The organism is Flavobacterium sp. GW823-FHT04A11 (assembly GCF_058796535.1).
Genome location: NZ_CM179503.1, coordinates 123,164 through 136,455, shown reverse-complemented (window position 1 = coordinate 136,455; position 13,292 = coordinate 123,164). Strand labels below are relative to the sequence as shown.

13 protein-coding genes are annotated in these 13,292 nt (G+C 33.1%); 8 read left to right on the top strand and 5 right to left on the bottom strand.

Features of this window, described 5'->3' with window-relative positions:
- Positions 1-15: 15 nt before the first annotated feature.
- The gene (locus tag AC3QL1_RS00670) at positions 16-549 is read right to left on the bottom strand and encodes an AAA family ATPase (protein ID WP_492494323.1); all 534 of its coding nucleotides are present in this window, start codon (positions 547-549) and stop codon (positions 16-18) included.
- A 518-nt stretch (positions 550-1,067) separates the two neighbouring features.
- Positions 1,068-1,985 (bottom strand): alpha/beta hydrolase, encoded by a 918-nt coding sequence (locus AC3QL1_RS00665; protein WP_492494322.1) that lies wholly within the window; start codon positions 1,983-1,985, stop codon positions 1,068-1,070.
- A gap of 255 nt (positions 1,986-2,240) precedes the next feature.
- Between AC3QL1_RS00665 and AC3QL1_RS00660 the strand changes: the two genes are divergently transcribed.
- From AC3QL1_RS00660 to AC3QL1_RS00645, 4 genes are all read left to right on the top strand, one after another.
- The gene (locus AC3QL1_RS00660; protein ID WP_492494321.1) at positions 2,241-2,537 is read left to right on the top strand and encodes a DUF493 family protein; all 297 of its coding nucleotides are present in this window, start codon (positions 2,241-2,243) and stop codon (positions 2,535-2,537) included.
- Between the two features lie 3 nt (positions 2,538-2,540).
- A complete protein-coding gene (locus AC3QL1_RS00655; RefSeq protein WP_492494320.1) occupies positions 2,541-3,263 on the top strand; it encodes a DUF4290 domain-containing protein in 723 nt (240 codons plus the stop codon).
- A 185-nt stretch (positions 3,264-3,448) separates the two neighbouring features.
- On the top strand, positions 3,449-4,762 hold the full coding sequence (gene murA / locus AC3QL1_RS00650) for a UDP-N-acetylglucosamine 1-carboxyvinyltransferase (RefSeq protein WP_492494319.1): 1,314 nt from the start codon (positions 3,449-3,451) through the stop codon (positions 4,760-4,762).
- A gap of 54 nt (positions 4,763-4,816) precedes the next feature.
- Entirely contained in the window at positions 4,817-5,692 is an 876-nt protein-coding gene (locus AC3QL1_RS00645; protein WP_492494318.1) for a cation diffusion facilitator family transporter, read from the top strand.
- A 330-nt stretch (positions 5,693-6,022) separates the two neighbouring features.
- On the opposite strand, the gene AC3QL1_RS00640 is transcribed toward AC3QL1_RS00645, so the two are convergent.
- The 3 genes from AC3QL1_RS00640 to AC3QL1_RS00630 all read right to left on the bottom strand — a co-directional run bounded on the left by AC3QL1_RS00640 (position 6,023) and on the right by AC3QL1_RS00630 (position 9,764).
- A complete protein-coding gene (locus AC3QL1_RS00640) occupies positions 6,023-8,512 on the bottom strand; it encodes a DUF5686 and carboxypeptidase regulatory-like domain-containing protein (protein WP_492494317.1) in 2,490 nt (829 codons plus the stop codon).
- 123 nt (positions 8,513-8,635) lie between these two features.
- The gene (gene aroQ / locus AC3QL1_RS00635; protein ID WP_492494316.1) at positions 8,636-9,049 is read right to left on the bottom strand and encodes a type II 3-dehydroquinate dehydratase; all 414 of its coding nucleotides are present in this window, start codon (positions 9,047-9,049) and stop codon (positions 8,636-8,638) included.
- Positions 9,050-9,206: 157 nt separating this feature from the next.
- Positions 9,207-9,764: a porin family protein gene (locus tag AC3QL1_RS00630; protein WP_492494315.1), complete on the bottom strand. Its 558-nt coding sequence runs from the start codon at positions 9,762-9,764 to the stop codon at positions 9,207-9,209.
- A 299-nt stretch (positions 9,765-10,063) separates the two neighbouring features.
- Between AC3QL1_RS00630 and AC3QL1_RS00625 the strand changes: the two genes are divergently transcribed.
- The 4 genes from AC3QL1_RS00625 (at position 10,064) to xerD (ending at position 13,159) form a co-directional block, all read left to right on the top strand.
- A complete protein-coding gene (locus tag AC3QL1_RS00625) occupies positions 10,064-10,669 on the top strand; it encodes a porin family protein (RefSeq protein WP_492494314.1) in 606 nt (201 codons plus the stop codon).
- 194 nt (positions 10,670-10,863) lie between these two features.
- Positions 10,864-11,445, top strand: coding sequence for a porin family protein (locus AC3QL1_RS00620; protein WP_492494313.1), 582 nt, complete (start codon positions 10,864-10,866; stop codon positions 11,443-11,445).
- A 180-nt stretch (positions 11,446-11,625) separates the two neighbouring features.
- Positions 11,626-12,183: a porin family protein gene (locus AC3QL1_RS00615; RefSeq protein WP_492494312.1), complete on the top strand. Its 558-nt coding sequence runs from the start codon at positions 11,626-11,628 to the stop codon at positions 12,181-12,183.
- A 79-nt stretch (positions 12,184-12,262) separates the two neighbouring features.
- Complete coding sequence (gene xerD, locus AC3QL1_RS00610) at positions 12,263-13,159, top strand: site-specific tyrosine recombinase XerD (protein ID WP_492497516.1); 897 nt, start codon at positions 12,263-12,265, stop codon at positions 13,157-13,159.
- Positions 13,160-13,292: the final 133 nt, after the last annotated feature.

Below are 13,292 nucleotides of genomic sequence, written 5' to 3'. Positions count from 1 at the left end.
CTTTAAACCGCCTGCCTAAATTTTATCTAATATATAAAGAATTCTGTTCTCAACCGTATCTTTAGGTACTTCAATTAAGTCGTAGCCATATTTCTTGTACGTTTCAACAAGATGTTTCTGAATCGTTAATGCCTGTTCAAAATTCTCGTAACGCTCTGTGTCGCTTTCGTAAATTTCTTCCCACGGCGGTAATATAAAGGTTTTTGTGTATTTAAAATCCTCACAAGCCTTTGTAAAATGCTCCGGATATTCATCGCCTATATAATCCATATAAGCCACAACATCAGGAATTCCACGATCTATAAAAACTACATTATCAGGTTCTTCAAGCGCATTTTCAAACTGTTTAATTCTGCCTTCCAGCAACATTTCGCTAAACAATAAAGGTTGTTCCAGAAACAATTGTTCGATACCGCGTTGTTGGGCTTCGAGAGTAACTTGTCTTGAAATTTCAGGATAACAGCAGTAGCCACGAGCCACCAATTCGTTGATAAGAGTAGATTTTCCCGTTCCCGGGCCACCAATGAGAACTATGATTTGTTTTTGCACTTTCTAAAAATAAAGCGCAAATTTACCTAAACTTATTGGTATTTAAAAAGATTATTTTGCTTTGAGCGAATGATTTCGCAATTTTTGTTGATATGGGTTCCTGCTATCCACTTCAATCTTTTGCTTTTTAAAGAAAAATGCAAAAGGATTTCCGTTTCTATCAGGGCTAATTAGGAAGCATAGTTTTGTTTTTGGAAATATTTCAAAAAGCACAATTTCCTGCAAGGTTTTCAAAACCTCGTAGGTATGGTAAGAATACAAATTTTTAAATGTCAAATAAAAGCCGCTGAAGCTCTGATAATATTTACACAACTGGACTAAAGTCCAGCTCTACAAAATAGATCGTTCCTCCGGAACTTAGCGAAAAAGAGCAATAGGCTTGACAAATATTGTAGGGCTGGACTTTAGTCCAGTTTAAAACGAATGATATAATAAATAGGTTTTGTACATATAATGCCTGCAAGGTTTTGAAAACCTTGCAGGAGAGAAAATCAATTATGCTTTTTGATTACCGTTGGTTACTCACAAAACAAATATTTCCCAGAACCTTCAACTTTCTTTTTCGAAGGAATAATCAAGTGCGATTCAAACTTTTTCCCAGCCAAAACATCATTCACAAAATCCAAAACATATTGTTTACCGTCATGAAAAAGGTAACAGGAAAATTCATGTCCGCCGCCACAAAACGTAATCAATTCAATATCTTTATGGAGTTCATTCATATGATTATAAACGGCATAAGACCCAAACAGAATCAGCCAGCCGGAAGCATTTGTAGGGCAGGAGCGATGTGAACCTGCAGCATATGGAACAGTTTGGTCATTATTTCCGTGTGCTAATAACATCGGAATCGCATTTTCTTTCGTAATCAGATTAATATCCTGAATGGCGCCCGAACCTCCAATGAAACCTTTGTATTTAAAATTTTCCGGAAGATTATTTTTGTATAAATTCATCAGTTTATAATCCCAAAACGAGGCGTGGAAACCAATTTCTGCACCCGCACTAATTCCCGAAATAAAGATTTTTGAAGTGTCAAGATTGTATTTATCCGCATTTTCAATTAAAAACGAAGTCGCCTGCCACATATCGCTTACACCAATCTGGATTGCTTTTATCTTTTCTGTCAAAGTTCCTTTACAGCCAAAATCTTTTCCTTTCATATATAAACTGTACGAAATACTGGCAACCGCATAACCGTTTTTTGCCATAAACAATCCAAAGTCTTTCTCGCTTGTGCGTTCTCCACCGGAAAATCCTCCGCCAAAAGCGAAAATAATCAACGGAATTTTTTCGTTAGTTTTCTTCTGAGGCAAATACAAATCTAAATCCAATTTGATGGTGTCATTCTGAAAATAAGTCAGCGTTTTGATTTCCTGAGCCTGGAGATTGTAAAAAGTGAAAACTGTGAAAAGTAAAAAGATAATTTTTTTCATTGTAATGTGTTTTTAATCTCGCAAAGTAGCAAGTAAAAATATTCAAGCTTAAAAAACTTTGCGACTCTGCGACTTTGCGAGCAAATTTCTAAGCAATGTTTTTCTCAAATATAAGGGTAAATTTTACAAAGGAATAAAGTTACAGAGCTTTTTTCTTTGCACCTTTGCACCTCTGTAACTTTGCACCTTTTTCGAAAGAAAAAAATCTAAAATCTAAACTCAAAACCGTATATTTGCCTTTATTTTTAATTACGAATGGAGAACGATAAAGAAAAAAACACCGCCGAATTTTACGAAAGATTAAAAGTGGAGTTAGATAACGCAAACACTTGGCCTGCAGAATATTTGTATAAATTTATTGTGCCATCTGTTGCCGATAATGTGGAGCGCGTTGAAAAAGCTTTTGACAGAATGGGCGCGGTTATCAAAACAACAAAATCTAAAACAGGTAAATTTACCAGCGTTTCTATAGATGTTACGATGAACAGCTCTGACGAAGTGATTGGCAAATACAAAGAAGTTTCTACAATAGAAGGTATAGTTTCATTATAACTTATGATCGAAAAATATAAAAAAGAAGTCGCAAATGATGTTGTTTTTAATTTAGAATACAATTCTGAAAGACAACGCTTAATCATTCCGGAATATGGTCGTCATTTGCAAAAACTGATCGATCAGGCAACCGCAATTGAAGATGCTGATACGCGCAATAAAGCCGCAAAATACATCATTCAGGTAATGGGAAGTCTTAATCCACACTTGCGTGACGTACCGGATTTTCAGCATAAATTATGGGATCAGCTTTTTATAATGTCTGATTTTAAATTAGATGTAGAATCTCCATATCCAATTCCGTCAAGAGATGTATTGCAGTTAAAACCGGATGTATTACACTATCCGCAGAACTTCCCGAAATACAGATTTTATGGTAACAACATCAAATATATGATTGATGTTGCCAATAAATGGGAAGAAGGCGAAATGAAAAATGCATTGGTTTTGGTAATTGCCAACCATATGAAAAAATCATATTTAAGCTGGAACAAAGACACCGTAAAAGACGATGTGATTTTTGAACATTTATTTGAATTGTCAGGAGGAAAACTCAACTTGTTACAAAGTACAGAAGAACTTTTAAACACAACTGATTTATTGCGTACCAACAAACGTATGTCAAACAAAATCACGCCTCCGGGACAGCCAAAAATTCAAAGCAACAAGAATAATAAAGGTCCGGGAAAACCAAAACCTTTTCAAAAAAATAATAATCAGAAGTAAAAAAAAGCTGCTAAGTGACTAAGCTGCTAAGTTTTTTTAACAAATGATCTTAGAATATCAATACTCAAAGCCCTAAAAACAAAAACAAAAATAAAAGTTGCTAAGCAGTAAGTCCTAAGCTTTTTTACAAAGAGAAAAACTTAGAGCCTCAGAAACTTAGTGACTCAGAACCTTAAAAAAGAAATATGGGAATATTTAAAATCGAAGGAGGAATTCCTTTAAAAGGAGAAATCACTCCGCAAGGAGCAAAAAATGAGGCATTACAAATTTTATGTGCCGTGCTTCTAACGGGGGATAAAGTAAAAATTAATAATATTCCCGATATTATTGACATCAATAAATTAATCACTTTGTTGGGTAATTTAGGAGTAAAAATCCAACGCAATGAACCGGGTTCGATTACGTTTCAGGCCGATGAAGTGAATGTTGGATATTTAGAAACTGAAGCTTTCAAAAAAGAAGGTGGAGCGCTTCGTGGTTCTATTATGATTGTTGGACCGCTTTTGGCTCGTTTCGGAAAAGGATATATTCCAAAACCTGGAGGAGATAAAATTGGCCGTCGTAGATTAGATACTCACTTTGAAGGGTTTATCAACCTTGGAGCAAAATTCAGATACAACAGAGAAGATCACTTTTACGGAGTAGAAACTCCTGCAGAAGGATTACAGGGAACTGATATGTTACTTGACGAAGCGTCAGTTACCGGAACTGCAAACATTGTTATGGCTGCAGTTTTAGCAAAAGGACAAACTACAGTTTACAACGCTGCCTGCGAACCATATTTACAACAATTGTGTAAAATGTTGAACTCGATGGGAGCTAAAATCACCGGAGTTGGATCTAACTTATTAACTATCGAAGGTGTTGAAAGCCTTGGTGGTTGCGAGCATACAATTCTTCCGGATATGATCGAAATTGGTTCATGGATTGGTCTTGCGGCTATGACAAAAAGCGAAATCACGATCAAAAATGTAAGCTGGGAAAACTTAGGTTTGATTCCGAATACATTTAGAAAACTTGGAATTACTATCGAAAAACGCGGAGATGATATTTATATTCCTGCTCACGTTGACGGTTACGAAGTAAAAACAGATATCGACGGTTCTATTTTAACTATTGCCGATGCGCCATGGCCAGGATTTACACCTGACTTATTAAGTATCGTTTTGGTTGTGGCAACACAAGCAAAAGGAGATGTTTTAATTCACCAGAAAATGTTTGAAAGCCGTTTATTTTTCGTGGATAAATTGATTGATATGGGAGCAAAAATCATGTTATGTGATCCGCACAGAGCTGTGGTTATGGGACATAATTTCGAATCTCAATTGAAAGCAACAACAATGTCATCTCCTGATATTCGTGCGGGGATTTCATTATTGATTGCAGCGCTTTCAGCAAAAGGAACAAGCACCATTCAAAATATCGAACAAATTGACCGTGGATACGAGCGTATCGACGAGCGTTTAAGAGCTATTGGAGCAAAAATCGTGAGAGCGTAAAAAATATTTGACACTCCAGATAACTATCGTGAGTGTCGAAAAAAAATAGTCTACATGACAGATGAAAAAAAAGCTATAAAAGCTACATACTTTAGTATAGCTGGAAATACCTGCCTGGCCCTTGTAAAAGGTCTCGCAGGTTTTTTTGGCAATTCTTATGCCTTAATTGCAGATGCGATCGAATCGACTGCGGACATATTTTCGTCTTGTCTGGTTTTATTCGGAATCAAATATTCTAATAAACCTGCCGATGAAAATCATCCCTACGGACATGGTCGTGCTGAACCTTTAATTACTTTTCTGGTTGTTGGTTTTTTAATTACTTCGGCAACAATAATTGGCTATGAAAGTATTATAAATATTCAATCTTCACACGATTTGCCAAAATCATGGACGCTGTATATTTTAGGAGCCATTATTATCTGGAAAGAATACTCTTTTAGATTAGTAATGAAACGAAGTAAAGAGACAAATAGTTCGTCTCTGGAGGCAGATGCCTGGCACCATCGTAGTGATGCGATAACTTCAATTGCTGCGTTTATCGGAATTTCAATTGCACTATTTATGGGCAAAGGTTACGAATCAGCAGATGATTGGGCGGCACTTTTTGCTGCTTTTTTTATCTTGTATAATAGCTATAAAATTTTCAGGCCTGCTCTTGGCGAAATCATGGACGAGCATTTAAACGATGATTTAGTCGAAGAAATCCGTGTTAAATCACTAATTGTTCCGGGCATTTTAGGAACCGAAAAATGTTTTATCCGTAAAGCCGGAATGAAATACCACGTTGATCTTCATGCTATAGTTTCGGCAAAAATTTCTGTAAAAGAAGGACATGATTTGTCGCACAAATTACAAGATACTTTAAAAGAAAAAATACCGCAATTAGGGAATGTCCTTATTCACATCGAACCGGATGATTATCACTGAGGAAGGTTCTAAGAGGCTAAGATTCTGAGTTACTAAGTTTTTTTTCTTTGCCAATCATAAAAAAAATCCGCTTATTCTTGGGAGTAGGCGGATTTTTTTATGGGCGTTCCCTCCGGTCGGGCTATTCACTCCAATCTTTTTTTGAGCAGAAAAAGCTCAAAAAAAGGATTTCCGCTTCTATCCCTAACGCAATTTAAGGTAAACAAAAGTTTAAGGAAATAAATGTTATCAGTATAGTTTTGTCAGTTCGAGCGGAGTCGAGAACCCGCACAGCATTTCGAATTGGTTAACTTAGCAACTTAGAACCTTAGCCACTTAGCAACTTTTTCCCTAATCCAATACATTCAAAATCTTTAATCCAAACACAACGCCATTTTGCTCGATTCCACTTTGATAAGAATGCACATAATCAACTCTGAATAATTTAAATTTCCCAAAACCTAAATTATCCAAACCAATCGTAAATTCAGAATACGGTTTTCTATCCGGAATTGCCAATGAATGAAAACCCAGATTCATCGTTGATTTTAATAAATTCAATAATGGAATTTTATTCATAATAAAACCGGTGTCATTGTATTCCAAATGATTTTCAAAATAACTGTCGTTTGTACTGTTTGCGTAATAAGGCATTAAATTGAAAACATTCAAATAACGGTCGCTTGTTCCAATGTGCGTTTGGTTTCCGTTAAAATGTCTGTAATCGATAAATGATATATTTTCGGCATTAAAGAATTTTCCGGCTCTGAAATTCATTCCAATAATTCCTTTATTCTGAAGCGATAAATCATATTGTACAGAAGCGCCAATACGTTCAAATTCATATTTTTTCTCACTCGCGGCAAAGGCTTTTTCGAACGCTAAAAATATCGTTGGATATTTATCATCTTTAAAATTATATCTTCCGTCGGGTCTTGAAATATATTTATTTCCAAAATTAATTCGGGCAGTTAAAGAAGCTTTAAACAAATGATGCGGATCAAATGCCGGAGTTGTAAAATCATTTGGAGCAAGGGGATTATTAGACGAATAAATATCATCTCTTTTAAAGAAAGAATAATCTGTTGTATTAATAAGAGGTTTGCGCTGTTCATACGCCACTTTTCCATTCAAATTTATTCCGTTTGCAACATCTTGGGCATAATTGATTTGGACAAATTCTAAATTATAGAGTTTCATATAATTGTCTTTAAAAAATAAAGAACTTATAGAATTGACAAACTTACTTATAGGTTCGGCATTATTAAATTGGGCGACTTTTGTTCCCCCCGAAACTCCAATTGTGGCATAATTTATATTGTTGAATTTATGATTATATTCTCCAACAACGCGAAAACGCTCATCAGAAAAACCATAATTAAAAGTGGTTTTTAAAGAAGTAGTTTTTCCTTCTTCTTCATTCCATGTTTTAAAAGAGAAACCGGAATCCAAATTAAAACCCTGAACCGTATTAAAACTCAAAGAAGTAATATTCAATACACCATCGTAACTAAAAGAATATTTTTTGAAAGTGTTTTTATAATCATAACCCGCCAAAATATCCCAAATCTTAAACTTATTGTTTTTAGCATCAACAGAATCCGTGTATTTCTGTGTTTTTCGAATCATTAATAAACTGTCTTTTTTGGTATAATCCGCACTTTCTTCGATCGTTAACGGAATCGGACGAATTTCATTCCAGAAAGCATTGTCTTTTTTATTGGCATTGGCTTCAAAAGCGACAATTTCATTGGTGAAAGTTTTCTTTTCAAAAGCATCCGGGAATTCATAATTGGAATAGACATAATTGAATTGTCCTGAAAACTTCACTCCAAAAATTCCTGCCTTAAACGAAAGCGTTTGGGCATTTTTTGACCAGATTTTATTTTTAGAATTATAATTAAAACTCTGTTTTAGCGTCATCACTTCCGTAAATTCATTCTTCATTCGATACCCTTTTATATCAAGGTCAATCGCATAAATAGCAAAACTGTCGTCAACAATATAAATGTAACCTTCAAAAACAGGTTCTTTATCACGTTTTGGCGTTACTTTAATTTTATTGATTTCGTGATTATTAGCATCAAAAAAAGTTCCTTCGAGTTTGTATTTGTAATAATTGAAAGCATTATCAGCAATTGGCGAAATCAAATTAATATCAAAATCTAACGTGTTGTCATAAAAATCATAATACGATAGGGTGGCCGTATTATAACTGTATCCTTTATTGTTTCCTGAAATTCGCGAAGCAATAATTTTCTCTTTTAGTTTATTAGGTTTTTCATAGGCAATTTTCGAAACAGTTTCAGACAAATACAAAATCCCGGTTCCTGTCGAATCCAGATTGGAAGACATATCATCGCCAAGATCTACTTTTTGCCCCAGAATTTTTTTAGGTAAATCTTTTACTTTAAACATTCCTTTAGAGTAAAAATCGGCAGTGTATCGCGAAGTTTTTTCAGAGTTTTCCTTTTTGTTGGCAATGGCATTTTTTATAATGGCATTTGCCGGATTGTTTTTCGGATCAATAACAACTTCATTCAAAGAGAAACTTTCTTCCTGCATTTTGACATCCAGAATGGCAGTTTTGGAATCTGCCGAAACGGAAAGTTTTTGGGTTTTAAAGCCTAAATATTGAAAGATGATTCTGTTTTTACCAATTTCCTTTACGTTAATCTGGTATTTTCCCTGCTCGTTTGAAGTTGTACCGCTATACGTATTTTCTTCAAAAACAGAAACAAAAGGAAGCGGATTTCCTTTTTCATCGGTAATGGTTCCTTTGATTTGGGCAAAGTTTGCAATCGAAAAAAATATAAAGGCAAGTAAAATGTAATTTCTCATAAAAGCTTTTTCTCTAACAAAAATAAGGTATGTTGAGAGTGCGCTTATTAAAAATTTGTTAAATATTAAGTCGTTAGAATCATCTCAGGCTGAGCGTCCCGAAAATTTCTGCAGAAGCCTTTTTTACAAAAAAGACTGAATCGCTAATTCGTAACTTTTTAATCCAAAACCTAAAATAACGCCTTTTGCATTTCCGGATAAATACGATTGATGTCTGAAACTTTCACGCGCATAAGTATTCGAAATGTGCACTTCGATAACGGGAGTTGTAACCGCTTTTATGGCGTCTCCCAAGCCGATTGAAGTATGTGTGTAAGCGCCGGCATTCAAAATAATTCCATCAAATGTAAAACCAACTTCCTGAATTTTTCCAATCAATTCACCTTCAATATTACTTTGATAATAAGAAAGCTCAACGTTCGGAAATTTGTGTTCCAGTCTTTCAAAATAATCTTCAAAAGTTTGACTTCCGTAAACTTCAGGTTCACGTTTTCCTAAAAGATTCAAATTTGGCCCGTTGATTATAGCGATTTTCATATTTAAGTTTATTTAAAGCATTTAGATTTTTAAACCATATAAGTGATATAAGTTCAAATAAGCTAAATTGATTTTTTAATTGGCATTGAATCGTGTAAAAATAAAAAAACCGTTCTAATTAATAGAACGGTTTTTATAAAAGTATGTGATATTATTTTTAGAACATAAATCCGGCAGACAATTGTACTGTGGAGTTTTTCACGTCAGCATTTTTTGAAGCTTCTGTTAATCCTAAACCATAACGACCCTGAACGAAGAAGTTTTTGGTAATCTTAAATCCTAATCCGGCATTAAGACCAAATTCGAAAGTTTCGGCATCTTTTACATCAAAATCATTTTTTTCGCTTACTAAAAATGATGCCTGAGGACCAACTTCAAGACTAAATGAATCTGTTAAATAAAATTTAGCCATTACAGGAATAGAGATATAACCTAATTCGTTTTTATATTCGTCAATAGCATTTTTATAAGTTGCTCCTTGTGTAGAATATAAAAGCTCTGGCTGAACAGAAAATTTATCTAGTAATTTAATTTCTGCAACTAAACCTGCATGATAACTTGTAATACCTTCTTTGTCAAAGTTTTGCTCTGGAAATGCATCTCCGGTTTGGCTTGCAAAATTCACCCCTGCTTTTACACCAATTTGTAGTAATTGTGCCTGAATTGTAGCCGATGTTGCAATGAACAATACAGCTGCTAATAATATCTTTTTCATAGAATTGTCTTTTTTAAGATTAACATTGTTTTATAATATTAAAACTACAGATTTAGAATATTATTGCTTTTATATTTTGAATTTAATAATTAATAGAATTCACATTTATAAAGATTAACTTTTATAAATGGATTAAATTTTAAGTTTTTTGTTTATTATATAACATAATGCTAATTTTTAAATTTTATTTAACATGATTTTGGCTCTTAATTACTACAATATTTGTTAAAAAACAAATTATCTCTTGTTAAGTATAATTATATATTTGCCGCATAATTTTCAAACCAAAACAATTAAAAATGAAAAAAATTATGTTAACTGCGGCAGCAGTAATGGCGTTTGCATTTTCAAATGCACAAGAAACTAGATTTGGAGTAAAAGGAGGTCTAAACATTTCAAACTTAGGTGGAGATGTTGAGGATAACTCAGCAATTGTAGGCTTTCATGTAGGTGGATTTGCTGAAATTAAATTATCAGAAAAATTTGCAATTCAACCGGAATTATTGTTTTCAACTCAAGGATCAAAAATTGAAGATTCAGGTGAAGATTATTCTGCAGAAGATAAATTAAATTTATCTTACATTAATTTACCAATTATGGCTAAATTTTACGTTGCGCCAAAATTTAGTTTAGAGGCTGGTCCGCAAATAGGATTTTTAGTTAGTGCTAAAGATAAATATGAAGAAACATATTTAGGAGAAACTATTTCATCTGATGAAGATGTTAAAGACAATTTTAAATCTATTGATTTTGGTTTAAATTTAGGAGCTGGATTTGACTTTACTGAAAATTTATCTGCGGGTGTTCGTTATAATATTGGTTTATCAAACATTGCTGATGCTGATGATGAAGATTTTAAATTAAATAACAGTGTTTTCTCATTATCTGTAGGATACAAATTCTAATATTATTTTTAGATATTCAAAAGCCTTCCACTATGGAAGGCTTTTTTTTTGGACAAATATTTCTATGTCGAAAATTTCGATTATTATTTAACATGATTTTATCTATAATAACTGACATTCTTTGTTAAAAAACAAATTAATTTTTATGAAGTATAGTTTTATATTTGATTAATTAATTTTAACCAACATAAAAAATGAGAAAAATAATTTTATCTGCAATCGCAGTTATGGCATTTGGATTTACAAATGCACAAGAAACAAGATTTGGAGTAAAAGGAGGTCTTAATATGTCAACAGTAGTTGGAGGAGATGTTGAAAATACTAAATCTATAGTAGGATTCCACGTTGGAGGATTTGCAGAAATTCATGTTGTTGAGAGATTTTTTATCCAGCCTGAAGTTCTGTTCTCAACTCAAGGGACTAAAGTTGAGGGACCTTTTGGAGCTGATGCCGATATTAAACTGAATTATTTGAATATTCCTGTATTAGCTAAATATTATATTGTAGATAAAAAATTTAGTGTTGAAGCTGGGCCACAATTAGGCGTTTTATTATCAGCTAAAGCGGAAGATGATGATATTAAAGATTTTACCAGATCAGTTGATTTTGGATTTAATATCGGAGCTGGTTATAACTTCACGGACGATCTTTCAATAGGTCTTCGTTATACTATTGGCTTATCACCTCTTTCTGATGAAGATATTGATAATGAAGACGATTACTATGACAGTGCAAAAAACAGTAATCTTGCATTATCTTTAGCATATAAATTCTAAGGTATTTATTTATTAGATGCAAAACCTTCCAGCAATGGGAGGTTTTTTTTATATAGTCTTAACAATTAATTAATTTTAACAAAATTCAGTCCAATTACCAAATTATTTGTTAAAAAACAAATGCGTTTTTACTTAGTATAGTTTTATATTTGACCATTATTTTAACCATAAACAAATAAAATGAAGAAAATTATTTTATGTGCTATTGCAATAATGGCATTTGGGTTTGCAAATGCCCAAAAAACTAGATTTGGAGTAAAAGGTGGTCTTAATATTGCTACGATTGGTGGTGCTAATGATGCTAATTCATTAGTAGGTTTTCAATTAGGTGGATTTGCTGAAATCAATGTTTGGAAGAAATTGTTCATTCAACCAGAACTTTTATATTCTGCTCAAGGAGCTAAATTTGATTATGGACAATATGATCGTACTGTGAATTTAAATTACATTAATATTCCAGTATTGGCTAAATATTACATTACAAAACAATTTACTGTTGAGGCTGGACCACAACTTGGTTTCTTGGTTTCTAGTAAAAATATTGAGGATGAAAAATCTGTTGATGTTGCTTTTAATTTAGGAGCAGGATATAATTTTACAGATAATTTCTCAGTTGGTATTCGTTATACTATTGGTTTATCAAGTGTTTACGATTACAACGATTATTATGATGGTTATTATTATGATGACAGATATACTAATAATGTTTTAGCATTAACTGCAGCATATAAATTCTAATCTATAATTTTAGAATATTTAAAAACCTTCCCTAATCCGGAAGGTTTTTTTATGCCCAAAAATGTTTTACTTTGTAAGTATGAAATGGAATACTTATATCAAAGATTATCAATCGTATTTGCGTATCGAAAGGGGATTGTCTAAAAATACCATAGAGAATTATGGTTTTGATATTGAGCGATTGTGTCTTTTTTTAGAAACCAATCAAATTGAAGTTTCGCCCATAAATATAACCGATGAAACGGTCCAGCAATTTATATATTCGGTTTCTAAAGAAGTAAATCCGCGTTCGCAGGCGCGAATAATTTCGGGACTAAAAAGTTTTTTTAACTATTTGATTTTTGAAGATTACAGAAAAGACAGTCCGTTAGAATTAATCGAATCGCCTAAAACCGGACGAAAATTGCCGGATACCTTATCTGTAGCAGAAATTGATGCGCTTATTGCGGCGATAGATTTAAGTTCGAACGAAGGCGAAAGAAACCGTGCCATGCTGGAAACTTTATATGGCTGCGGACTTCGGGTTTCTGAACTTGTTGAACTTAAAATTTCAGATTTATTTTTTGAAGAAGGCTTTATAAAAGTTACCGGAAAAGGAAATAAGGAGCGATTTGTTCCTATTGGAAAATTGACTCAAAAATACATTCAGATTTATCAAAATTCAATCCGAACCACTTTAAATATCAAAAAAGGCCATGAAGATACGCTTTTTTTAAACAGAAGAGGCAATCAGCTTACACGTTCGATGATTTTTGCGATTATAAAAAATCTGGCGATACAAATCAACCTCCATAAAAGTATTAGTCCCCATACTTTGCGTCATTCCTTTGCGACACACTTACTTGAAAACGGTGCAGATTTGCGATCTATTCAGTTAATGCTTGGACATGAGTCGATTACGACAACTGAAATCTATGTGCATTTAGACAGAAGTTTTTTAAAAGAAGTAATGCATTCTTTTCATCCGAGGAAATAATTTACATATAATTCTTTTAAAAGTATGAATTTATGTAATAAAATTGATATCTTGTTTTAAATTTTTGCATTAATAGAGCTAGAAAACAATAACTTAACTCTTTTTCTGTTTTGGTTTTGAAGATTATTTTATA